Raw genomic sequence first — 21,842 nt, forward strand, 5'->3', positions numbered from 1 at the left:
GTCACCTGCGCGGATTGTCCATGTCTTCTGTTGCCGATGGGTTGCCCCTCAATAAACGCCTGCCGGCCGTGATGGCGATCTCCCTGGGGATCGGCATGGCGACCCTGGACACGGCCATCGTCAACACGGCGTTGCCGACCCTGGCCGAGGGAATCGGCACCGATTCCGCCTCGGTGATCTGGGTGGTGAATGCCTACCAGTTGGCGATCATCGCCACGGTGCTGCCGTTTGCGTCCCTCAGTGATGTGTTGGGGCATCGCCGGGTGTACCTCGGCGGGTTGCTGCTGTTTATTGTCTCGTCGCTGTTTTGCGGGCTGGCCGGGTCGCTGGTCACCCTGACGGCTGCGCGGGTGGTGCAGGGGCTGGGCGCGGCGGCGATCATGAGCGTGAACACCGCGCTGTTGCGGCATATCTATCCGTCAAAAATGCTCGGTCGGGGACTGGGTTACAACTCGCTGGTGGTGGGGTTGGCATTTACCCTGGGGCCGACCGCGGCATCGGCGATTCTGTCGGTGGCGACCTGGCACTGGCTGTACCTGATCAACGTGCCCTTGGGTTTGCTGGCGCTGGCGTTGGGCCTGCGCTCGTTGCCGACCCTGCCGATGACCGGGCATGCGTTCGATCGTCTTGCCGCTGTGTTGTGCGCGGGGCTGTTTGCCTTGCTGGTGCTGGGGTTGGGCACGGCGGTGCACGGCGCCCAGGGCGCGTTACCTTGGGCCTGATCGCCGTGGCGCTGGTGTGTGGTGCATTGCTGCTGCGGCGCCAGGCCGGGCACCCGGCGCCGATGCTCGCGCTGGACCTGTTCAAGCGCCCGGTATTTGCCTTGTCATCCCTTACCGCTATTTGCGCGTTCAGCGCCCAGGGCCTGGCCTTTGTGTCGCTGCCGTTCCTGTTGCAGGCGGTGCTGGGGCATAGCCAGGTGGAAACCGGTTTCCTCATGACGCCGTGGCCAGCGGTTGTGGCAGTAATGGCGCTGGTGGCGGGGCGCCTGGCCGATCGCGTGAACCTGGGCGTGCTGTGCGGCATCGGCCTGTTGATGCTCAGCGTGGGCATGGCCGCGCTCGCGACCCTGGGCAGCGGTGCTTCGGCGTTTGATATCGGCTGGCGCATGGCACTGTGTGGCGCGGGTTTCGGCTTCTTCCAGTCACCAAATCTCAAGGCCTTGATGACCAGTGCGCCGTTGGCCCGCAGCGGCGGGGCCAGTGGCATCGTGGCGATTTCGCGGTTGTTGGGGCAGACGTTGGGCGCGTCCTTGGTGGCCTTGTGTTTCCACCTGTCCCTGGGCAGCGGGCCGCAATATGCACTGTGGCTGGGCTGCGGGTTTGCCTTGGTCGGTGCGGTGGCCAGTGGTCTGCGGTTGTTTCCCTATGGGAAAAAGGGCTGATTAACGCTACCGTGGCGACCTGAATATTTCGGGATGTTTCCAGATTTATGTCCAGCCTGGCCCTCCGCACCGCTGATACCCACTCCCGCCGCGCCGCGCTGACCCTGGCGTTATGCCTGCCCAGCGACGTGTTGCTCTACCTGCTGCTGCCGATGGAATCCCAGGCCTTCGGCATCACCCTGGCCCAAGCCGGCGTGCTGCTGGCGGCCAACCGCCTGGTGCGGATTTTCGGCTACCGCCATGTCCTCAATTTTTACGCGCGTAACGGCGACCGCCTGACCTGCATGATCGCCGCCGGCGCCGCCACCCTGTGCGCCGTGGGCAACTCGCTGCTGTCCGGCTTCGCCGCCTTGCTCTGCCTGCGCCTGGTGTGGGGCCTGTGTTTTGCTGCATTGAACCTGTCGACCCAAGTATTGGCCACCTCGGAACCTGCCGGCGCCGCACGCCGGGCCGGGCGTTCCCGCGCGCTGATCGCCCTGGGGCCGATGCTGGCGTTGCCCCTGGGCGGCTGGCTGACATTGATGGCCGGTCCGCGTCCGATCTTTCTGATTCTGGCCGGCTGCTGCCTGGTGGGCTTGTGGATGGCGCGCGGCTTGCCTACGGTCGGGCATGACTTGCACAGCACGCCGGGGCGGCGCTTCAAGTGGCCGGACAGCGTGGCGATGTGGTCGTTTATCGAGGGGGTGGCGCTGGACGGCCTGTTTATCTTCGGGCTGTCGATCCAGGCGCAGAAGCTGCTGGGCGGCGATGCGGTGCTGATCGCCGGTGGCCTGATGGCGCTGCGGTACGTCTCGGAAATGCTCCTGAGCCCCCTGGGCGGTCGCGCGGCCCAGCGGTTTGGCGCGACCTCGATGCTGTTGCTGTTTTCGTTCCTGAGTGCCCTGGCCCTGATCGCGTTCGGCAGCTACTGGGTGATCGTCGGCGCGGCGGCGGTGCTGGTGCTGCGTGCGCTGCAACTACCGCTGGTGACGACCCTGGTGGCCGAGCGCAACCCCGGATCCATGCGCGTGTCGGCGCTGGCCTCGAACGCCATATGGCGCGATATCGGCGCCGGCCTCGGGCCCTTGCTTGCCGGCTTGCTGCTGCCGATCGCCTCGGCGCCCTGGGTGTTTGGCCTGGCCGGTGCGGCCATTGCCGTCAGCGCGGTGTTCTGCTGGCGGGCAAAGATTTCCAACTGACGATGTGAGGGTGTGCGTGTCCCATCAAGAAGACTTTATAGGCGTGCTGGACAAGGCGTATCGACACTGGACCGGCCAGGGACTGCCGGCCCCCGACCACCTCGACCCGCAACAGCGCCTGGCCTGGCTGCACCGCGACGCGCCCTATAGCCTGCTCGCCCATGACGGCGCCGCAGACCCGCGTTTTACCTACGTGAATGACTGCGCGTTGCAGTGCTTCAAATACCCGCGCGAACGCTTCATCGGCATGCCCTCACGCTTCAGCGCCTCGGAACTCGACCGCGCCGCGCGCCAGGTGCTGCTGGAGCAAGTCACCGCCGATGGCATCGCCGACGGTTACAGCGGCTGGCGTGTAGATGCTTTTGATCAGCCCTTCATGATCCACGCCGGGGTGGTGTGGACCTTGCTCGACGACGCCGGGCAACCCTGCGGCCAGGCCGCGCTGTTCTGGCCCGACGCGCAACGCATCGGCGTGCTGGCCTAAGCGCTTTTAAAGGCCTGCAGCCAGGCGGGGTCGAACCGGGTCTGCTCGGGATCGATCCCCAGCGCCTGCATCTTGGCCTTATGCGCCTCGACCTCAGCGACCAGTTGCACCTGGGCGCTGGAGTTGGCGTCCAGCTCATGCATCTGCGTCAGGCCCAAATGATAAAAACGCAGCACCTTGATCGCCGTCGGGTCATTGGCCTGCACCCGCTCGGTGACCTTGTGCATCACATTGGTCACGCTCATCAGGTTGCGCTTGAGCTGCCAGCCATACACCGCCGCCGCCAGCCACGGCTGGCTCCAGAACGGCCCGCGCACCAGCGCCACCGTAATCAGCACCCCGGCGAACACACCGCCGACATTAAAGCGGAAATTATCCCCGCCAGGCTCGCCAAACAGCATCACCGCCAGGCTCGACAGCAACATCGCCAAGGCCAGGAACAGCACCGCCACCATCAACGTGCTGCGCCGGGTCTGTTGGCGGAAGGTGACAGGGTCGCAGGGTTTGAGCTCGAACATCCGGTTCATGCCTCCAGAAGGGGCGCGCATCATCTCACGCCTGGGCAAACAAGTTGAACGATGGCGCAAGGCGGTTTCTCTAAACCTGTGTAGACCCCTTTGAGGTGAACCATCATGTCCGAGTACAACCAGCCACCGCCCGGCACCCCAAACCCTGACCGCACACCCGGAGAAGAAGAGCGCGACAACGATGCGTTGCGCCCCAACGACCCGGCGGAGCGTCAGGACGACGACGTGGAACGCGTCGAGGAAGACCTGGAAAACCTGCATGACAAGGCCCGTCCACTCTGAACGAGGAGAACGCCGTGAGTAACCCACCCAAAGGCCCGGCTTCGGGCGAGCATTCCAGTGGCAAGGATGAACTGGGGTTTGACCCGGATTCGCCGGATGTGGCGGATCCGCAGGTGGACCCGGTAGGACCGGCGATTGCGCCGTTGGATAAGGAAAAGAAGGACAAGGAGGGGAGGAAGCCGCCATATGACCCGTTGGGCGACTTGAAGCCTTGAGTCTGTGCGACCTTCCCACACCTGCATCCTGTAGAAGGTAAGGAGTTGGCCTGCACCAGTCAGTTACTGACCTCTATGCTCCCCTTGAATAAAGCGCTTCACGAGACGATCCTCTTGTGGAACTCGAATGTTGGATGCTGCTGTGAAGATAGTGAAATCTACCCGTTTTGACGATGTTGACCATGATTTAGGGTATGAGTACCGTGGTCATAATTACAGCGTGCAGAACGATGGGGATATATTCCTAATCAGAACTTACGACGACGAACCAGAGTGTGCGACTGTCGTAAGTCCGACCACGGCACATGCCAAGGGCAACCTTAGACAGCTCGTCACTTTCTTGCAGGCGGAGTTGGGGGTCTCTAGGATCTGCCTCTACAAGGCCGAATTGGGACGTTACGCTGAGATCAACCTTGAAACGTTGGCATTCCTTCCCAGTTGAGTTCGGCGGCGATAGCGCGGTTGGTGTTTTTACACACTCTGGACCCTAAGCGGTCATCATCATGTTCCAGTATTATGATGCCGATGCCCAGACTGTCATAGGTAGGTTGATGTATGGTCAGAAGCGTTAGGCTTCAAAAAGAAACTTCATTCAACGTATCTCATTCAGATAGCGGGAGAGGTGGTGCTTGATGATGGCCTTGTTGAAAAGCTATGGGGGCTCAGCAGAGGTGACAGATTTGAGTTGAACTCACGGTCCTTCAGTTTTGGACCTGTACAAAAATACCGTCTGGAATACGTAATAACCAGAGGCCCACTTTCCGGTCACTGGCTCTACAAAGAATTTGACCCAGAGGAGCTGACATTATTTTTTACGGCAAAAGACTTTGTAGGTATTTGCCATGGCTGGACCTTGTTTGATGAGTGAATCGTACCTAGATTCGTAGACGCTTTCGAATGGCCGCTTCTGGCCGAAAATAATTGTTTGTGAGTGGCAACTCTCGGCCAGAATCTGTCATCTAGACTCAAAAAAATCCACCCACTAACCTCGCTTTTTGACCGGCACAGCCCAATGCCTCAGCCCTTCCTCAGCATACTTGCTAAGGCCTGTGTCGAACTGCTGCGCCATAAGCTCCAACGCTACCTTCGAATCGCCAGAGCCAATACGCGCTAACGCATAAGCGCACTTACGCTGAAACTCTTCCAGGTTGCCCCACCTGATCAGGTACTCGAGATTCTTCTGCGCGGCTTGCGCAATCGCGGACGTCGCGCAGTTTTCCCCGATTAACCCCAACTCAAAAACGATATCTTCATGCTCTTCATGCCAGTCTTCCAGCAGGAGCCTCGCCAAAAGTGGTGCGGTCATTTGTGCGTCGACGCCGGTGAGTGCAGCCCAGAAGGCCGCACTGTCTTTGGCTCGCAAGGCGAACTCGGCTTTCTCATACAGCTCGCTCATGGGAACGTCGCTCCTGGCTATAAACAGAGGTGTGGAAAACTGCTGGGGTTTGGATTTACGTAGCCCACTCTAATCCATTGCCGTCGTCCGAGTTGAACCCTCAAGTAAGTCTGGACGAAACGTCGCAGGATATCGCTGAGGAAATGTTCCCCCTGAAGCCCGAGGCGTATGATCGCGGGGGTTTGGCTTTCACGTAGGGTCTGAAAGATGCCGTCGTTCAGCTCCAGCAACCGGCGGGCATTGCTGAGCAGTGTTTCTCCGTGGGGTTTACGCATCGCCTGTACGGATGGCCGAAAGGCGTCGTTCGCGAATAGCCGCTACAGCCCAGAAAGCCCCGCCTCACCCAGCGGGGCTTTCCCCCCTCACTTCGGCGCCACCCACGTCACCTCCGTAATCCCAAACTTCTCCGCCCACGGTCGGGTTGTCTTCTTCACTTGTTCATGCCCAACCCGCCCTATGCGGCTCACGTGGGCGATATCGGCATCCACCGCCGCCCAGTGCCAGGCTTCGGCGTTGTTCATCACTTCGGCACGCACCACAAAGGATTTTGGTTTGCCGTGCAGCTGGTAGTTGATGGTGTAGATTTTTGCGGTACTCATGTTGCCTCCCTGTGTTGTTATAGATGGATAGGGCAGCGTTCAAAAAGGTTCATTCAAAATGACAATCTGCCTGTCGGCGCGGCATAGTGTCGCCTCCCTCCCGCGCCCAAGGATTGCGCCATGTCACTGTTGACCCATAGCCCCCTCTATCTGCAACGCCTGGGTTATGACTCGCCGCCAGCGCCGACCTTGCACACCTTGCGGGAGCTGCAACTGCGTCATGTGTGCACCTTTGCGTTCGAGAACCTGTCGAGCCTGATGCGCTTGCCGGTGCCAATCGATTTGGCCAGCGTCGAGCAGAAAGTGCTGCTGGAGGGGCGGGGTGGGTATTGCTACGAGTTGAACCAGATGTTCCTGGCGTTGTTGCAGGAGCTTGGTTTTGACGCGCGTGGTATCACGGGGAGGGTGGTGATGGGTGGGCCGCCGGAGGCACGTACGGCTCGGACTCATCGCTTGAGCCTGGTGACGTTGGATGGCGTGCGCTATATCACCGATGTCGGCTTTGGCGGCATGGTGCCCAGCAGTCCGTTGCGGTTGGACACCGAGGCGGTGCAGGACACGGCCCATGAGCCTTATCGACTGAGTTTCGACGGGCAGGGCAGTTACACCCTGTGGGCGCAAGTGGTCGAGGAGTGGCGCGGTCTGTACGTGTTCGACCTGCAAGTGCAGGCGGCCATCGATTATGAAATCGGCAACTGGTATGTCTCCACCCATCCGGACTCGGTATTTGTTGGCCAATTGAAGGTTGCACGATTGGCTGCGGGTAAACGGCACACGCTGAACAATGCCAACTATGCAATTCACTCCCTGGACCGGCCGAGTGAAAAGCGCGCGCTCACCAGTGCCGATGAGATGTTGGACGTGTTGACTGAAACCTTCGGCATTCGCGTGCCGGTCACGCCGGCGCTGCGTACTGTGCTTGATGGCTTGGTAATGGCTAAATGATAGAAGTGTTGAGCTAGAGCCTTCGCTGAACCGTTTTACCTCCAAATCAACGCAAATTAATTCGAACCTTTCGCGCAAGCAGGGGTTCGAACCGATTCCTGAATAATTTGCTCACCAGACAAGGAGATGTAAAACGATGTCCAAGCTATTCGGAAAATTCCTCAAGGGTTCCTCGCTGCTGGCGCTGGTCGCTGCGCCTGCCGCGGTGTTCGCCGCACCGTCCACCGACCCGATTTCCACTTTCGGGATCCTGGGCAGCTACAACGATTTCAAATTCGAAGGCGGCAGCGAGAGCGACAAGAGCCACATGCCTGAAGCGGGACTGTTCTATAACTTCGGCAACAAGCTCACCGCTGAATCCGGCTTTATCTACCAGGCCGGTATCGAAGCCAAGTACGGCGAAAAAAGCGACAACAAACTCAAGGAAGGCCAGGCTGACCTGGACCTCGGCTGGCGTGCCGCGCTGGATGCACGCAACTTTGTCGACGTAATCGTTGGCGGTGGCTACAGCTGGACGCGCTACGAGCCAGAGATCAACGACCTCGACGTTAAGCTCACCAACAAGTCGCCGTTCGCCAAGGCAGCCCTGGGCTACAACCACCAGTTCGATGACATGACCCTGCGCGTCGAAGCTGGCGCCCGCCGTACTATTGATGGCCGCACCAAGCTCAAGGTGGAAGATTTCGGCAGCGACACCGTGGATCTCAAGGACCGCACCAACCCCTACGCCGAAGTCAGCCTGCTGATGAACCAGAAGGGCGACCTGCCGGTGGTTGCGGGCCTGTACTACACCCGCACCGAGTACAAGCTCGACGGTGATTCCGAAGTGGCCGACAACACCAAGCTCAAGCGCAACGAGTACGGCTTCAAGGTCGGGATCGCGTTCTAAGCATATTGTGGCGGGCGTTCAAGCTGAGTGCCTGCGCCTTTCACGATGAGGAAGGAGAGGGGGCTTCGTCCTTAGGGTGGTCCCGTTCAGGACGCCAGTTTAGAGCGGTTTCAGCTCGCGGAAGAACTCTCCGGTCGAGCGCGCAAAGGTTTGCTTTTCGGCGAATCAAAAAGCGCGCCGATCGCCTGACGCGCACGGGACAGCCGGCTCATGATGGTGCCGATCGGCAGGTCGAGCATTTCGGCGGCTTCCTTGTAGCTGAAGCGCTCCACGCCCACCAGCAGCATCACTTCGCGCTGGCCATCGGGGAGTTTTTGTACCGCTTCGATGATCTGGCGGTGCATCAGGTCGGACTCCGGGTTGGGCGCCTCGGGGTCGCTGACGGTTTCGAGGAATTCGTCGTTCCAGTCCATGCGCGAACGGCTGCGCACTTTGCGTGAGCGCAGTTCGTTGATCCAGGTGGAGTGCACGATGGAAAACATCCAGCTCAGTACCGAGGTGTCGGGCTGCAACTGATGGGCCCGTTCCAGCGCGCGGACACAGGCGAGCTGCACCAGGTCCTCGGCATCGTGCTTGTCGCCGCAAATGCGCAACGCAAAGGCCCACAGGCGTGGCAACAGTTCGGGAAGCAGTGCGGGTAAATCAGCACCGGTGATCGACATATTTCCTCTTATTATTTCTTGATGCCTAAAATGGAGCGGTCAGGCTACGAGGTCGATACCGTAGCGGATGCCTGTGTCGCGGCGTCCTTTTTGCGGTGCTGAGGGTCCTGGGTGTCGAAGAATTGTATCAAGATGCTGACAAAGTGTACCGATTTGGATCGTCATTGAAAGGTTAATGACAGCTTATGCAGGTTACAGGCCAATGATTCTGGCAGCCGTGTCAGGAAAAATACCCTGACACGGAGTGAAACATATAAGATTTATCAGGCCCTGGGAATATTTTAGATTCCAGGGTGTTCTCTTAAAGTATTTGTGCGTGTCACCGAGTATTCGCCGCTTGCTTTAAAGTTTTTTGACCTGTTGCAACCGTGAAGCTGATATCAATATGATGGCTTGTCGCTACCCACCGGCTCGCCGCTTCGGCCCACAAGGCTGAGAATCACCCTGCAGAAACTGATGAATACAAACGGAGAGAAAAACCCATGGTAGCGGATGATGCCTTGCTAATGGCCTATGTTGACGGCGAGCTTTCGTCGCAACAGAACCAGGAGCTAGAGCGGCTCATAGACGCTTCACCGGACCTGGCTGAACGAGTCTCCCGGTTGATGGCTTCGTGCCTGCCTTATGAGGAAGCCTTTGCCCGGCAGAACCTGCCGCCGGTGCCCGAAAGTCTCAAGCTCAACATTGCTGCGTTGGCGGCTCAGCACACGGCTGAACCGGCTCCTTCCCGTAGCGCTGAAGTTTCCGACGAAAAGACAGACAGCGTTTTCTCCCGGCTGTTCGCATTCTTCCAACCTAAATTTGCATGGCCCGCGCTGACGTTCGTTGCCGGTGCAGCCTGCTATGCCCTGGTGCTTCAAGTTGGTGCATTCGGCGGTGCGCTGAAGCCGGGTATCGAGACCACCGCGCCCGCCGTTGCCCAGGCCTCGCCATGGGTTCAACAGGCGGCTGCCTACCAGCATCTGTACACCCGTGAAACCGTGGCCTACGGCGCGCAACCGACGGATGCCATCACCAAGACCCTCGCGGATATCCGTGATATCGACGGCATGGCCCTGCGCGTTCCCGACCTCAGTTCCGCCGGCCTGACGTTCAAGCGCGTGCAGCGTCTGCGCTTCAACAACAAGGCGCTGATCCAGCTGGTGTACCTGCCGGCCAGTGGTGCGCCGGTGGCGTTGTGCGTGATGAAAGAGCCCAAGCCGGACCAGTCCATCACCCAGCAAAGCGTCGCGCAAATGAACGTAGTAACGTGGCGCCAGTCTGAACTGGGCTACGCCCTGATCGGCGAGCCCGAAGGTGTGGACCTCAACGCCGTTGCCCGACTTGTCGCCGACCGAAGTGCCGCCCAGTTGTTTGCCGGGGCGCCGTCACCGATGTGGATCGCCGCCCTCCAGAAATAACCATGCTGGGGTCGGGCATTGGTTCCCGATGCTGTGATCCCAGATAGCGTGATGAAAAGAACTTTTCCGCTGCAAAAACACCTCCGTTTGTCCTTCGCCCTGGCTGTCGCAGTGTTCGCCGGCATCGGTGTGTGGCTGCTGTATTCGCCGTCACCCTCCGCTGTACAGATCGTCGATGAAATGGAGGCCGTCGCGGGCGGTGCCCATCCCGGGTTTCGGCGTAACCATGCCAAGGGCCAGTGCATCAGCGGCCACTTTGAAAGCAACGGCAATGCGACAGAGGTTTCCCACGCCGCGATGTTGCAGCGCGGCACGGTGCCGTTGATCGGTCGCTTGTCCGCTGCCGGGGGGGATCCGGCCCAGGCCGACGTGCACGGCATGATCCGCAGCATGGCGTTGCGCCTGGCGGGCTCGGAGGGCGACGCCTGGTACATGGCGATGAATTCCGTGCCGGTGTTCCCGGTCAACACCCCCGAAGGTCTTTACCAGCAGTTGCGCGCCTCGATGCCGACCTATGGCGATAACGCTCCGGACCCGCAAAAGATGCAGGCCTTCAAGCGCGCCCATCCGGAGATGCGCCCGTTCGAACAATGGCTCGCTGACCACCCAGGCTCTTCCGGTTTTGATAACACCACGTACTACAGCGTCAACGCCTTTCGCATGATCAACGCCCAGGGCCAGGAACGTTTCGTGCGTTGGAGCATGGTGCCCGAGACACCGTACAAGGCGATGACCACCGCGCAGCGTAGCGACCCCGACTTCCTCGCCTTCGGCTTTGCCACGCAACTGGAGCAGGGGCCGGTGCGCTGGCACCTGATCATCACCCTGGCCGATCCTGGCGATGTCACCACCGATGCCACCGTGCGCTGGCCCGAGGGGCGTCGGCAGATCGATGCCGGTGTGCTGGTGATCGATGACCAGCAAGCCCAGGTCGACGGTGCATGCCGCGATATCGACTTCAACCCGCTGGAGCTACCACCGGGGATTGCGCCTTCGGATGACCCGCTGCTGCTGGCGCGCAAGGCGGCCTATGCCGAATCCCATCGCCGGCGCATCAGCGAAGAGCGCCTGCGTTAAGAATTTTTCCAAGCCCTCGGAATAAATCATTTCCCTCGCTTGTTCTATTCCCAGAACAACTTGAACGAGGGAATTGCGATGGGCCTGCCCACCGACGCTCAACCACTGGATTTCACCGCGTTTGCCTTGCCACTGGGCGAGGCAAACGGCGGCGGCTTGAACGTCGAATACGACCCTGAATTCCTCGAGCTGGAAGAAGAAGCCCTGGGCAAGCCCGAGGTGCAATACGGCGACACCATCACCCAAGCCATCGAGCCGAACTGGAAGCGGGTGATGCTGCTGGCCTTGCCGCTGCTGGAGCGCAGCCGCGACCTGCGCCTGGCGATCTGGCTGACCCGCGCCCAACTCAACCTGCACGGTATCTCCGGCCTGGCTGCGGGCCTGCAGTTGATCCATGGGTTGCTGGAACACTGCTGGGATGGCCTGCATCCCCAGCTCGATCCCGATGATGACCACGACCCGCTGCTGCGCATCAATATCCTGGCGTTTCTCTGCGAGCCGTCCGGGCTGTTGCGCGACCTGCTGGGCGCTCCGCTGATCACGGCGCGCAGTGTGGGCAGCTTGAGCCTGCGCCAGATCGACCTGGCCACCACCGAACCAAGCGGTGACCTCAGCCCGGCCGTGATCGAAGGCGCGTTAGCCGAGGCGGACCCGCTGGCGCTGGACGCCACCGAAACCGCATTGGCCCAGGCCCTGGCGCTGAGCGTGCAGATCGAGCAGCTGCTCACGGAGAAAGTCGGCGTCGGCCGCGCTATCGATCTGAGCAGCCTGGCCACACTGTTGCGGCGTGCCGGTGACGTGATCCGTCGTCCGCAACTGGATGTGGCAGCACCGGTTATCACGGCCGATGCCCCGGCCTTAACGCCGCAACCCAACCATGGCGAGATCAACAGCCGCGAAGACGCGCGTCAGACGCTCGACCGCCTGTGCACCTATTTCCAGACTCACGAACCGGCCAGTCCCGTGCCGTTCCTGCTGCAACGGGCAAAGAAGCTGATCGACAAGAATTTCATGGAATTGCTGCAAGACCTCGCTCCCGATGGTCTTGCGCAACTGGCGCTGGTCAGCGGTATTCGCAACAGCGACAACTGACCCTTTTGTATCAAACCCACTCACCGGAGCTCGTCCTGTGGCCAAAGAAAGCAGTCAGAAGTTTATCGCTCGCAACCGGGCGCCACGTGTGCAGATCGAATACGACGTGGAGATCTACGGCTCGGAAAAAACCGTGCAGTTGCCCTTCGTGATGGGGGTGTTTTCCGACCTCTCCGGCAAACCCGCCGAGCCGTTGCCACCGGTGGCCGAGCGCAAGTTTTTGGAAGTCGACATCGACAACTTCGACGAGCGCCTCAAGTCCATGAAACCGCGCGTGGCGTTCCAGGTGCCCAACACCCTGAGCGGCGAGGGCAACCTGCCGGTGGAGATCACCTTTGAAACCATGGACGACTTCAGCCCGGCCGCCATTGCCCGCAAGGTGCCGAGCCTCAACCAACTGCTCACCGCGCGCAGCCAATTGTCCAATCTGCTGACCTACATGGACGGCAAAGTCGGTGCCGAGGAGCTGCTGGCCAAACTGCTCGCCGATCCGAGCGTGATGCAGGCCTTGAGCACTGCGCCCAAACAGCCTGAATAACTGAATAACCGCTGACTCTGCCGGAGCCTCGTTTGCCCCGGTACGGGGAGGTTTTGCCCAAAATTCGAGGAAACCGTCATGTCCACTCCGCAATCGGAACAGGCCGGACAGCCACTGGTCACCACCGAGTTCGACGCCGGCGACTTCGCCAGCCTGTTGCAAAAAGAGTTCAAGCCCAAGACCGACAAAGCCAAGGAAGCGGTGGAAACCGCCGTGCGCACCCTGGCCGAGCAAGCGTTGCAAGGCACTCAGCTGATGCCCCACGACGTGCTGGGCACCATCGAAGGCCTGATCGCCGCCCTCGACCAGAAGCTTACCGAACAGGTCAACCACATCCTGCACCACGAGGAATTCCAGGGCGTGGAAAGCGCCTGGCGTGGCCTGCATTACCTGGTCAACAACACCGAGACCGACGAGTCGCTGAAGATCCGGGTCATGAACATTTCCAAGAACGAAGTGCACAAGACGTTGCGTAAGTTCAAGGGCGTGGCCTGGGATCAGAGCCCGATCTTCAAGAAGCTCTATGAAGAAGAATACGGCCAGTTCGGTGGCGAGCCCTATGGAGCGTTTGTGGCCGACTACTACTTCAACAACAGCGCCCCGGACGTGGAGCTGTTGACCCAGATGGCCCGCGTCAGTGCGGCGGCGCACTGCCCGTTGATCACCGCCGCCGACCCCAGCGTGATGCTGATGGAGTCGTGGCAGGAACTGGCCAATCCGCGCGACCTGACCAAGATCTTCCAGACCCCGGAACACGCAGCTTGGCGCAGCTTCCGTGCCAGTGAAGATTCGCGTTATGTGGGCCTGGCGATGCCGCGTTTCCTGTCCCGCGCGCCTTACGGTGCCAAGACCAACCCGGTGGAAGCGTTCGACTTCGAAGAAACCACCGACGCCGCTGGCGCCAAGGACTTCACCTGGGCCAACGCCGCCTATGCCATGGCCGTGAACATCAACCGCTCGTTCAAACACTACGGCTGGTGTTCGCAGATTCGCGGCATCGAATCCGGCGGTGTGGTGGAAGGGCTGCCGGTGCATACCTTCCCGACCGATGATGGCGGCGTCGACATGACCTGCCCGACTGAAATCGCCATCAGCGACCGCCGTGAAGCGGAACTGGCGAAGAACGGTTTCATGCCCCTGGTGCACAAGAAGAACAGCGACCTGGCGGCCTTCATCGGCGCGCAGTCGATGCACAAGCCGGCCGAGTACGAAGACCCGGACGCCACCGCCAACGCCAACCTGGCCGCGCGCCTGCCGTACCTGTTCGCCACCTGCCGGTTCGCCCATTACTTGAAGTGCATCGTGCGCGACAAGATCGGCTCGTTCAAAGAGCGCCACGACATGCAGATCTGGCTCAACAACTGGATCGGCCGCTACGTGGAACACAACCCGGCCACCGCCACCGACGCCGACAAAGCACGCAAGCCACTGGCCGGCGCTGAAGTGGTGGTGGAAGAAATCGAAGGCAACCCCGGCTACTACGGCGCCAAGTTTTTCCTGCGCCCGCACTACCAGCTCGAAGGCCTGACCGTGTCCCTGCGCCTGGTCTCCAAGCTGCCGTCCACCAAATCCAACTGATCAACCCTGAAAGGTAACCACCATGATTTTGCTGAACTTCAAAGGCACCCAGATCAAAGGCACTTCCACCGTCGACGGGCACAAGGACTGGATCACCATCGATGCGATCCAGATGGGTGTCGGCCGGGCGATCTCCACCAGCGGTGGCGGCGCCGACCGCGACACCAGCAACCCGTCGTTCTCGGAAATCTCCATGACCAAGGTCACCGACCTGGCCTCCGCCGACCTGTTCATGCAGGCCGTGTGCGGCAAGAGCCTGGGCGATGCCGAGATCCACTTCATCCAGACCGGCGGCCCGGACAAGAAGCAACAAGTGTTCCTCAAGTTGATCCTCGGCAGCGCGATCATCAGCTCCTACTCCGCCAGCAGCAACGGCGAGCGCCCGAGCGAAACCATCTCGATCAACTTCACCACCATCAGCTACGAGTTCGACTCCTTCACCGGCGACACCGTGATCACCGGCACGCCGAAGAAGTGGGACCTGGAAAAGAACCAGAAGATTTGATGCGGCTGTCTTCGGTGTGGTTATCGGGCCTGTTGTGTTTTTGGTGAGCGGGCTTTTTGTGGCGAGCGGGCTTGCCCCGCGTTGGGCTGCGAAGCAGCCCCAAAACCTGCCGCCGCGATTTATCTGGCAGAACACGGTGGCTGTGATGGGGCCGCTTCGCAGCCCAACGCGGGGCAAGCCCGCTCGCCACAACCGCAGCCACAGCCACAACCGCCTTATCCACAACGTTTAGAGGGAGACCCACCCCATGGCTGAACTCACCAGTCGCGAACGCCTGCAACCGTCGTTGCTCGACCGCTTGAGCGATGACGACACCGAGCATGCCGTGGAGCCTCGGGACAAGCGCGTGCTGTCCATGCGCGGCCTGCGCCAAGCGGTGTTGCGTGACCTGGGGTGGCTGCTCAACAGCACCAGCCTGGGCAGTTTTCGTGACTTGAGCGCCTACCCACTGGCGATGCAGTCGGTGGTCAATTTTGGTCTGCCGGATCTTGCCGGCAAGACCGCCGCCGGTTTGGACCGTGACGAACTTGGGCGGCGCATCCGCCAGGCGATCTGGGATTTTGAACCGCGGATTTTACGCAACAGCGTGCGGGTGGTGCCGGTGGCGCCCTCGGGGGCTACGGCCAGTCCTAACCAGATGGCCTTTGAAATTCATGGCGAACTCTGGGGCCAACCGTTGCCCGAGCGCCTGTACCTGAAGACCGAACTCGACCTGGAAGCAGGCGAGGCCAGGGTATTCGATATCGAGACAAGGGACGTGCGGTGAACGCCAAACTGCTCCGCTACTACGAACGTGAACTGGCTCACCTGCGGGAAGTCGGCGGTGAATTCGCGCGTGACTACCCCAAGGTCGCCGGACGCCTGGGGCTGGAAACCTATGCCTGTGCCGACCCTTATGTGGAGCGGTTGCTGGAGGGGTTCAGCTTTCTGGCGGCGCGGGTGCAGTTGAAGATCGACGCCGAGTTCCCACGCTTTACCAACCACTTGCTGGAACTGGTGTATCCGCAATACCTAGCGCCCACTCCGTCGATGGCGGTGGTGCAATTGCAGCCGGACATGGGCGAGGGCAGCCTGGCCTCTGGGTTCAAGGTGCCACGCGACACCGCGCTGCACAGCCAATTGGGCAAGGGCGACCAGACCGCCTGCGAATTCCGCACGGCCCATGATGTGACCTTGTGGCCGATCGAGCTGGTCGAGGCGCGCTACTTTGCCTGCGGTGCACACGTGGCGGGTGTTGATCTGTCGCGCCTCGGCGGGGTCAAGGCGGCCCTGCGCCTGCGCCTCAGGGTTGGTGCCGGCCTGGCCTTCAGCGACCTGTCCCTCGATAACCTGCCGCTGCACATCCGTGGCGGCGACGCCACGCCGTCGCGCATCCTCGAACACCTGCTGGCCCAGGCCGTCGGCGTGCTGGTGATGCCAGTGCAGGAGCATGTGGACTGGCACCAATTCCTGCCCAAAAGCGCGATTCGCAGCCTGGGCTACAGCGACAGTGAAGCGTTGCTGCCCACCGGCCCGCGTCAGTTCCAGGGCTATCGGCTGTTGCAGGAATACTTCGCCATGCCGCAGCGCTTCATGTTTGCCGACGTGGTGGGACTGGCCAACAGCGTCAGCCGCTGCAGCGCTGAACAGCTGGACGTGATCGTGCTGTTCAAGAAGCTCGATCCGCAGTTGGAACAAAGCCTCAGCGCAGCGAATTTCGGCCTGTATTGCACGCCGGCGATCAACCTGTTCCCGATGCGCGCCGAGCGTGTGCACCTGTCCGACCAGCAGGCGGAATACCACGTGATTGCGGACCGCACGCGGCCGATGGATTACGAGATCTACCAGATCGAAGGCGTGACCGGCTATGGCAGTGGTGCGCAAGCCAGTCAGACCTTCGAGTCGTTCTACCGCGCCAATGACCTGCACGCCCGCAAGCCGCCTAACGCCTTTTACCAAGTGCGTCGGGATGCGCGGGTGTTGTCCGAGCAACAGCACCGCCAAGGCCCGCGTTCCAGCTACATCGGCAGCGAGTTGTTCCTGTCCCTGGTGGACGCCCAGGAAGCCCCGCACCGCAGCGACCTTCGCCAGTTGGGCATCGACACCCTGTGCAGCAACCGTGACCTGGTGTTGAGCATGCCGGTAGGCAGTGGCCGCAGCGACTTCAGCGTCGAGTCCGGCGCGCCGGTGCAGGCGGTGCGTTGCCTCACCGGGCCCACGGTGCCGGCGCCATCCTTTGCCGAGGGCGAAACCGCATGGCGGCTGGTCAGCCATTTGTCCCTCAACTACCTGTCGTTGCTGGACCAGGACAAGGAGCAGGGCGCCAGTGCCTTGCGCGAGATGCTGCGCCTGTATTGCCGTATTGAAGACGAAGCCGCCCATAAGCAGATCGAAGGCCTGCGTTCGGTGACGGCCGAAAGCATCGTGCGCCGCCTGCCTTTGCCAGGGCCGATCACCTATGGCCGTGGCTTGCAGGTCAGTGTGACCCTGGATGAAGCCGCGTTCGAAGGCGCTGGTGTGTTTGTGCTGGGCTCGGTGCTGGAGCAGTTTTTTGCCAAGTACGTGTCGCTCAACGCGTTCACCGAAACGCTGATCAAGAGCACCACGCGCGGCGTGATCATGCAATGGCCGGCGCGGGTGGGCAGATGCGAGATCCTCTGACCCTGCTCGGCGCCCTGGAGGCGCACCCGGCGCGCTTCGACTTCTACGGCGCGTTGCGTCAGCTGGAGTGCGCGTTCCCGCACTTGCCGCGTATCGGCCAGGCCGCGCGCCCGGCGGATGAGGCCGTGCGGTTCGGGCAGCAGCCGTCGCTGGCGTTCGAACCGGCGATGATCGCTGCGCTCACGCCCGGCGCTGTGCCCAAGTTGTTGTTGAATTTCTTTGGCCTGATGGGCGCCAACGGTCCGTTGCCGATTCACCTCACCGAATACATCCGCGACCGCCAACGCAACCGCAACGACCCCACACTCGCGGCGTTCTGCGACGTATTCCACCACCGCATGATCAGCCTGTTCTACCGCGCCTGGGCCATTGCCCAGCCGGCGGTGAGCCTGGACCGCCCGGGAGCGGACCGTTTTGCGCAGTACCTGGGCTCCCTGATCGGCATCGGCCAGGCTTCACTGTTGGACCGCAACGCAGTGCCCGACGTGGCCAAGCTGCACTTCGCCGGACGCCTGGGCCCGCAGACGCGCAATGCTGAGGGCTTGGCTGCGCTACTGACCGACTACCTCGGCGTGCCGGTGCGGGTCGAGCAGTTTGTCGGCCACTGGATGAAATTGCCCGCTGACGGCCTGTGCGCGCTGCGCAGCGGCCCCGATGCCGCCGTACTCGGCCAGACCACCGTGATGGGCAAGAAAGTCTGGAACACCCAGCACAAGTTCCGCCTGTTGATCGGCCCCCTTGACCTGGCGCAAACCCGTCGCCTGCTGCCCGGTGGCGACAGCCTGCAGCGCGTGCAGGACTGGGTGCGCCAATACGTCGGCCTGGCGCTGGACTGGGACGTCAACCTGATCGTCAAGAAAGAACAACTGCCTGGCTTGCGCCTCGGTTCTGCGCCCCTGGGCTGGACCAGTTGGCTGAGCAGCCAGGCCCCCGAGCAGGATGATCGGCAGTTGCTGATCAACCCGCGCCTCTCCCATACCCCTCAAGGACCTGCCCATGGCTGATATCAGTCGCGTCGCGCTTTTCGGCAAACTCAACAGCCTGTGCTACCGGGCGATTGAAAGCAGTACCGTGTTCTGCAAGCTGCGCGGCAATCCCTATGTGGAGCTGGTGCACTGGTTGCAGCAGATCCTGCAACTGACCGACTCGGACCTGCTGCGGCTGATCCGCCATTACGGCATCGACCCGGCCGTATTGGCCCGTGACCTGACGGCCGCCCTCGACCGCTTGCCCCGCGGCTCGACGTCGGTCACCGACTTGTCGTCGCAAGTGGAAGAGGCCGTCGAACGTGCGTGGGTGTATGCCACGTTGATGCTCGGCGAGTCCCAGGTGCGCTCCGGCCATTTACTGTTGGCACTCCTGAAAACCCCCAGCCTGCGCAACGGCTTGTACGGGGTTTCCCGTGAGTTCAACAAGGTCGGTATCGATGACTTGAGTGAGCGATTCGCAGCGTTGCTCAAGGACTCCCCCGAAGCCCGGATGAGCGCCAGCGACGGCTACCAGGCACCGGGCGAAGACCTCGGCGCACTGGCCCCGAGCAAACCGCAGGAAGCCCTGAAGCGCTTTACCGTCGACCTCACTGAACAAGCGCGTACGAGCAAGATGGACCCCATCGTCGGTCGCGATGAAGAGATTCGCCAGGTGATCGACATCCTCATGCGTCGCCGCCAGAACAACCCGATCCTGGTGGGCGAGGCGGGCGTCGGCAAGACCGCCGTGGTCGAAGGGTTTGCCCAACGCATCGCCCGTGGCGACGTGCCGCCCAGCCTCAAGGATGTGCAACTGCTGGCCCTCGACGTCGGCCTGTTGCAGGCTGGCGCGAGCATGAAAGGCGAGTTTGAACAGCGCCTGCGCTCGGTGATCGACGAGGTCCAAGCCAGTGTCAAACCGGTGGTGCTGTTCATCGACGAGACCCACACCCTGGTCGGCGCGGGCGGCGCCGCCGGCACCGGCGATGCAGCCAACCTGCTCAAGCCGGCGTTGGCCCGAGGCACCTTGCGCACAGTAGGCGCGACGACCTTTGCCGAGTACAAGAAGCACATCGAGAAAGACCCGGCGCTGACCCGACGTTTCCAGACCGTGCAGGTGGACGAACCGGATGAAGCCCGCGCGCTCCTGATGCTGCGCGGCATTGCCGAAACCATGCAGAACCATCATCAGGTGCACATCCTCGATTCGGCGCTGGAAGCGGCGGTGCGCTTGTCCAACCGCTACATCCCGGCGCGGCAGCTGCCAGACAAGGCCGTCAGCCTGATCGACACGGCTTGTGCTCGCGTCGCCATCAGCCTGCATGCGACCCCGGCCGAGGTGGATGACAGTCGGCGCCGTATCGAGTCGCTGGAAACCGAGCTGGCAATCATCGAGCGCGAGACCGCCATCGGCGTGGACACCGTCAGCCGTCGCGCCTCGGTCGAAGCCTTGCTGGCCAGTGAACGCGAACGCCTGGACGAAGTGGAAGGGCGCTGGGATAACGAGCTGGCGCTGGTGGAACAGATCCAGCGCCTGCGCAGCCAATTGGCCGAGTCCGATGACCGCGAAGCCGGCCTGGCCGAGTTGCGCCAACTGCAGGACGAACTGATCGCGCAGCAGGGCGAACATCCTCTGGTACTCATCAGCGTTGACGAACAGGCCGTGGCCTCGGTGGTGCAGGATTGGACCGGCATTCCCGTGGGCCGCATGGTCAAGAACGAGATCGAAAACGTGCTGCGCCTGGCCGAGCGCCTGGGCCAACGCATCATCGGCCAGGACCATGCGCTGGAGATGATCGCGCGACGCATCCAGACCTCCCGCGCCGGCCTCGACAACCCCGGCAAGCCCGTGGGCGTGTTCATGCTCGCCGGCACTTCCGGAGTGGGCAAGACCGAAACCGCGCTGGCCCTGGCCGAGTCGTTGTATGGCGGCGAGCAGAACGTCATCACCATCAACATGAGTGAGTACCAGGAGGCGCACACCGTCTCTACCCTCAAGGGCGCGCCGCCCGGTTACGTGGGCTACGGCGAAGGCGGCGTGCTGACCGAAGCGGTGCGACGCAAGCCTTACAGCGTGGTGCTGCTGGATGAGGTGGAGAAGGCCCACCCGGACGTGCACGAGCTGTTTTTCCAGGTGTTCGACAAGGGGTGGATGGAGGACGGCGAAGGCCGGATCATCGACTTCAAGAACACCCTGATCCTGCTCACCACCAATGCCGGCACCGCGTTGATCAGTCGTCTTTGCCGCCATCCGCAAACCAGCCTGCCCGCGCCGGACACCATCGCCAAGGCGCTGCGCGAACCCTTGCTCGACGTGTTCCCACCGGCCTTGCTCGGGCGCCTGGTGGTCGTCCCCTATTACCCGCTGAGCGACGCCATGCTCGGCAGCATCATCCGCCTGCAACTGGGGCGTATCGAGAAGCGCATCGCCGAGGGCCACAAGATCCCGTTCACCTTCAGCGAGGACGTCGTGGAGCTGATCGCCAGCCGTTGCACCGAGCTGGAAAGCGGCGGACGGATGATCGACGCGATCCTGACCAACTCGATGTTGCCGGCGATCAGTACCGAATTTCTCAAGCGCTTGCTCGCTGGAACACCGGCCACCTGCGTGGCTGTCACCGTCGAAGGCGGCGAATTCAGCTATCGGTTTGCCTGAGCCCATTGATGACAGGAGTGATACCTATGCCTTACGCAAGAAACTATGGCCTTTACGAAGTCATGACCGCGTTGCAGCAAAGTGACGGCCGTGCCAGTCCGCACAACGGGCAACCGGGGCATGCGTTGGCCTTGCATGTGGATGCGCGTGGCTTGCAGATTTCCGACCGGGTGCGGCCAACCGGTGAGGATTTGCCGGGCGGGTACGAGGGCAAGACCAGCCCGTCTGGCCGATCGATTGGTAATCCGGGAACAGCACCCATCACTGAGCCAGGGCGGGCGTTCATCATGGGTAGCTCGACCCTCCCAGGACCCGCCAATGGCCAAGAGGTCAAGGACACCTGGGAGCATTTCGAGCTGCAAAAAAATCGAAGCGCGATTACCGCGCGCATTAACGCCGGCCTGGCGTCCGGCCGGCAGCGGCTGATCGACAATGCCAATGCCCTGGCCGCGCAACCGCTGCCCACCGCTGTCGGCGGGGCCATTGTCAATCGGATCAACCGGACCTACGTGAACAAGTTTCTGGGCACCGAGTTTTCCGGGGTGTTTGCCGACTCCCAGCAAGCCGCGATTGTCGCTCGCGACGTGCTCAATTCCACCATCGGCTTTCAGCAGCTACAGACACTCGATGCCGGCGCGACGCGCGCGACGATCGAAACACCGGTCAACCCTGTCATCGGCGTCAATCCGGTGCTGCTCTATCAGTCGCGCCGCGATGTGGTAGGCGGCGATACGCCAGGCCTGGTACAGATCTCGTCGGCCTGCATGCTGGTCGACCGCATGCCCGACGGCACCCTGCACATCCATACCTTCTACCCGGTGCCTTGA

Annotated in this window: 22 protein-coding genes and 2 pseudogenes; 19 read left to right on the forward strand and 5 right to left on the reverse strand. The window is 61.7% G+C overall.

All coding sequences use genetic code 11. The features are described from left to right. Window positions 1-20 precede the first annotated feature (20 nt). From ACP7BX_RS14325 to ACP7BX_RS14335, 3 genes and pseudogenes are all read left to right on the forward strand, one after another. Window positions 21-1,384: pseudogene (locus ACP7BX_RS14325) on the forward strand (MFS transporter). A gap of 47 nt (window positions 1,385-1,431) precedes the next feature. After that, entirely contained in the window at window positions 1,432-2,562 is a 1,131-nt protein-coding gene (locus ACP7BX_RS14330; RefSeq protein ID WP_426160938.1) for an MFS transporter, read from the forward strand. 16 nt (window positions 2,563-2,578) lie between these two features. Further along, on the forward strand, window positions 2,579-3,046 hold the full coding sequence (locus ACP7BX_RS14335) for an MEKHLA domain-containing protein (protein WP_426160937.1): 468 nt from the start codon (window positions 2,579-2,581) through the stop codon (window positions 3,044-3,046). On the opposite strand, the gene ACP7BX_RS14340 is transcribed toward ACP7BX_RS14335, so the two are convergent. Continuing rightward, a complete protein-coding gene (locus ACP7BX_RS14340; RefSeq protein ID WP_033901363.1) occupies window positions 3,043-3,564 on the reverse strand; it encodes a DUF3087 family protein in 522 nt (173 codons plus the stop codon). The two genes, ACP7BX_RS14335 and ACP7BX_RS14340, sit on opposite strands and share 4 nt — an antisense overlap. A gap of 114 nt (window positions 3,565-3,678) precedes the next feature. Here ACP7BX_RS14340 and ACP7BX_RS14345 point away from each other — a divergent pair, with 114 nt between their 5' ends. The 3 genes from ACP7BX_RS14345 (at window position 3,679) to ACP7BX_RS14355 (ending at window position 4,938) form a co-directional block, all read left to right on the forward strand. Beyond that, a complete protein-coding gene (locus ACP7BX_RS14345) occupies window positions 3,679-3,855 on the forward strand; it encodes a hypothetical protein (protein ID WP_163825853.1) in 177 nt (58 codons plus the stop codon). A gap of 14 nt (window positions 3,856-3,869) precedes the next feature. After that, on the forward strand, window positions 3,870-4,070 hold the full coding sequence (locus ACP7BX_RS14350; protein WP_426160936.1) for a DUF6021 family protein: 201 nt from the start codon (window positions 3,870-3,872) through the stop codon (window positions 4,068-4,070). Window positions 4,071-4,695: 625 nt separating this feature from the next. After that, complete coding sequence (locus ACP7BX_RS14355) at window positions 4,696-4,938, forward strand: hypothetical protein (RefSeq protein ID WP_426160935.1); 243 nt, start codon at window positions 4,696-4,698, stop codon at window positions 4,936-4,938. A gap of 114 nt (window positions 4,939-5,052) precedes the next feature. Here the strand turns inward: ACP7BX_RS14355 and ACP7BX_RS14360 are convergent, their stop codons facing one another. The 3 genes and pseudogenes from ACP7BX_RS14360 to ACP7BX_RS14370 form a co-directional block, all read right to left on the reverse strand. Further along, complete coding sequence (locus ACP7BX_RS14360; protein ID WP_426160934.1) at window positions 5,053-5,466, reverse strand: hypothetical protein; 414 nt, start codon at window positions 5,464-5,466, stop codon at window positions 5,053-5,055. A gap of 89 nt (window positions 5,467-5,555) precedes the next feature. Then, a pseudogene (locus tag ACP7BX_RS14365) lies at window positions 5,556-5,732 on the reverse strand (LysR family transcriptional regulator); the annotation flags it as partial. Between the two features lie 96 nt (window positions 5,733-5,828). After that, a complete protein-coding gene (locus ACP7BX_RS14370; RefSeq protein WP_426161300.1) occupies window positions 5,829-6,065 on the reverse strand; it encodes a DUF6555 family protein in 237 nt (78 codons plus the stop codon). 120 nt (window positions 6,066-6,185) lie between these two features. Between ACP7BX_RS14370 and ACP7BX_RS14375 the strand changes: the two genes are divergently transcribed. Together ACP7BX_RS14375 and ACP7BX_RS14380 are read left to right on the forward strand one after the other, a co-directional pair. After that, a complete protein-coding gene (locus ACP7BX_RS14375) occupies window positions 6,186-7,010 on the forward strand; it encodes an arylamine N-acetyltransferase family protein (RefSeq protein WP_426160932.1) in 825 nt (274 codons plus the stop codon). A gap of 136 nt (window positions 7,011-7,146) precedes the next feature. Continuing rightward, on the forward strand, window positions 7,147-7,899 hold the full coding sequence (locus tag ACP7BX_RS14380; protein ID WP_314534072.1) for an outer membrane beta-barrel protein: 753 nt from the start codon (window positions 7,147-7,149) through the stop codon (window positions 7,897-7,899). A 110-nt stretch (window positions 7,900-8,009) separates the two neighbouring features. Here the strand turns inward: ACP7BX_RS14380 and ACP7BX_RS14385 are convergent, their stop codons facing one another. Beyond that, a complete protein-coding gene (locus ACP7BX_RS14385) occupies window positions 8,010-8,561 on the reverse strand; it encodes an RNA polymerase sigma factor (protein ID WP_082461389.1) in 552 nt (183 codons plus the stop codon). Between the two features lie 482 nt (window positions 8,562-9,043). Between ACP7BX_RS14385 and ACP7BX_RS14390 the strand changes: the two genes are divergently transcribed. The 11 genes from ACP7BX_RS14390 to ACP7BX_RS14440 all read left to right on the forward strand — a co-directional run bounded on the left by ACP7BX_RS14390 (window position 9,044) and on the right by ACP7BX_RS14440 (window position 21,842). After that, window positions 9,044-9,961, forward strand: coding sequence for an anti-sigma factor family protein (locus tag ACP7BX_RS14390; RefSeq protein ID WP_426160931.1), 918 nt, complete (start codon window positions 9,044-9,046; stop codon window positions 9,959-9,961). Window positions 9,962-10,012: 51 nt separating this feature from the next. After that, window positions 10,013-11,038, forward strand: coding sequence for a catalase family peroxidase (locus ACP7BX_RS14395; RefSeq protein WP_314534065.1), 1,026 nt, complete (start codon window positions 10,013-10,015; stop codon window positions 11,036-11,038). A gap of 78 nt (window positions 11,039-11,116) precedes the next feature. Continuing rightward, window positions 11,117-12,130 (forward strand): type VI secretion system protein TssA, encoded by a 1,014-nt coding sequence (tssA, locus tag ACP7BX_RS14400; RefSeq protein WP_426160930.1) that lies wholly within the window; start codon window positions 11,117-11,119, stop codon window positions 12,128-12,130. Between the two features lie 37 nt (window positions 12,131-12,167). Beyond that, window positions 12,168-12,668 (forward strand): type VI secretion system contractile sheath small subunit, encoded by a 501-nt coding sequence (gene tssB, locus ACP7BX_RS14405; RefSeq protein ID WP_033896857.1) that lies wholly within the window; start codon window positions 12,168-12,170, stop codon window positions 12,666-12,668. 78 nt (window positions 12,669-12,746) lie between these two features. Then, window positions 12,747-14,246, forward strand: coding sequence for a type VI secretion system contractile sheath large subunit (tssC, locus tag ACP7BX_RS14410; RefSeq protein WP_426161299.1), 1,500 nt, complete (start codon window positions 12,747-12,749; stop codon window positions 14,244-14,246). Between the two features lie 22 nt (window positions 14,247-14,268). Next, entirely contained in the window at window positions 14,269-14,751 is a 483-nt protein-coding gene (locus ACP7BX_RS14415) for a type VI secretion system tube protein Hcp (protein WP_016978511.1), read from the forward strand. A gap of 247 nt (window positions 14,752-14,998) precedes the next feature. After that, window positions 14,999-15,517, forward strand: a complete 519-nt coding sequence (gene tssE, locus ACP7BX_RS14420) for a type VI secretion system baseplate subunit TssE (protein WP_038850289.1) — start codon at window positions 14,999-15,001, stop codon at window positions 15,515-15,517. Further along, entirely contained in the window at window positions 15,514-17,391 is a 1,878-nt protein-coding gene (tssF, locus tag ACP7BX_RS14425; protein ID WP_426160800.1) for a type VI secretion system baseplate subunit TssF, read from the forward strand. Before tssE ends, tssF begins: the two co-directional genes overlap by 4 nt. Beyond that, window positions 17,376-18,395: a type VI secretion system baseplate subunit TssG gene (tssG, locus tag ACP7BX_RS14430; protein ID WP_426160799.1), complete on the forward strand. Its 1,020-nt coding sequence runs from the start codon at window positions 17,376-17,378 to the stop codon at window positions 18,393-18,395. Before tssF ends, tssG begins: the two co-directional genes overlap by 16 nt. Then, window positions 18,388-21,015 (forward strand): type VI secretion system ATPase TssH, encoded by a 2,628-nt coding sequence (gene tssH / locus ACP7BX_RS14435; RefSeq protein ID WP_426160798.1) that lies wholly within the window; start codon window positions 18,388-18,390, stop codon window positions 21,013-21,015. Before tssG ends, tssH begins: the two co-directional genes overlap by 8 nt. A 26-nt stretch (window positions 21,016-21,041) precedes the next feature. After that, window positions 21,042-21,842 (forward strand): hypothetical protein, encoded by an 801-nt coding sequence (locus tag ACP7BX_RS14440; RefSeq protein WP_426160797.1) that lies wholly within the window; start codon window positions 21,042-21,044, stop codon window positions 21,840-21,842.

The sequence above is a fragment of the Pseudomonas sp. DWP3-1-3b3 genome (genome assembly GCF_049896305.1).
Taxonomy (GTDB): Bacteria; Pseudomonadota; Gammaproteobacteria; order Pseudomonadales; family Pseudomonadaceae; genus Aquipseudomonas; species Aquipseudomonas azotoformans_A.

What these genes read in the sequence shown, in the direction of transcription:
- tssH (WP_426160798.1), top strand. Translation starts at nt 18,388, where the DNA reads ATGGCTGATATCAGTCGCGTCGCGCTTTTCGGCAAACTCAACAGCCTG.
- ACP7BX_RS14375 (WP_426160932.1), top strand. Translation starts at nt 6,186, where the DNA reads ATGTCACTGTTGACCCATAGCCCCCTCTATCTGCAACGCCTGGGTTAT.
- ACP7BX_RS14340 (WP_033901363.1), bottom strand. Translation starts at nt 3,564, where the DNA reads ATGTTCGAGCTCAAACCCTGCGACCCTGTCACCTTCCGCCAACAGACC.
- ACP7BX_RS14330 (WP_426160938.1), top strand. Translation starts at nt 1,432, where the DNA reads ATGTCCAGCCTGGCCCTCCGCACCGCTGATACCCACTCCCGCCGCGCC.
- ACP7BX_RS14385 (WP_082461389.1), bottom strand. Translation starts at nt 8,561, where the DNA reads ATGTCGATCACCGGTGCTGATTTACCCGCACTGCTTCCCGAACTGTTG.
- ACP7BX_RS14370 (WP_426161300.1), bottom strand. Translation starts at nt 6,065, where the DNA reads ATGAGTACCGCAAAAATCTACACCATCAACTACCAGCTGCACGGCAAA.
- ACP7BX_RS14390 (WP_426160931.1), top strand. Translation starts at nt 9,044, where the DNA reads ATGGTAGCGGATGATGCCTTGCTAATGGCCTATGTTGACGGCGAGCTT.
- tssG (WP_426160799.1), top strand. Translation starts at nt 17,376, where the DNA reads ATGCGAGATCCTCTGACCCTGCTCGGCGCCCTGGAGGCGCACCCGGCG.
- ACP7BX_RS14440 (WP_426160797.1), top strand. Translation starts at nt 21,042, where the DNA reads ATGCCTTACGCAAGAAACTATGGCCTTTACGAAGTCATGACCGCGTTG.
- ACP7BX_RS14345 (WP_163825853.1), top strand. Translation starts at nt 3,679, where the DNA reads ATGTCCGAGTACAACCAGCCACCGCCCGGCACCCCAAACCCTGACCGC.
- tssE (WP_038850289.1), top strand. Translation starts at nt 14,999, where the DNA reads ATGGCTGAACTCACCAGTCGCGAACGCCTGCAACCGTCGTTGCTCGAC.
- ACP7BX_RS14380 (WP_314534072.1), top strand. Translation starts at nt 7,147, where the DNA reads ATGTCCAAGCTATTCGGAAAATTCCTCAAGGGTTCCTCGCTGCTGGCG.
- ACP7BX_RS14395 (WP_314534065.1), top strand. Translation starts at nt 10,013, where the DNA reads ATGAAAAGAACTTTTCCGCTGCAAAAACACCTCCGTTTGTCCTTCGCC.
- ACP7BX_RS14415 (WP_016978511.1), top strand. Translation starts at nt 14,269, where the DNA reads ATGATTTTGCTGAACTTCAAAGGCACCCAGATCAAAGGCACTTCCACC.
- ACP7BX_RS14360 (WP_426160934.1), bottom strand. Translation starts at nt 5,466, where the DNA reads ATGAGCGAGCTGTATGAGAAAGCCGAGTTCGCCTTGCGAGCCAAAGAC.
- tssA (WP_426160930.1), top strand. Translation starts at nt 11,117, where the DNA reads ATGGGCCTGCCCACCGACGCTCAACCACTGGATTTCACCGCGTTTGCC.
- tssC (WP_426161299.1), top strand. Translation starts at nt 12,747, where the DNA reads ATGTCCACTCCGCAATCGGAACAGGCCGGACAGCCACTGGTCACCACC.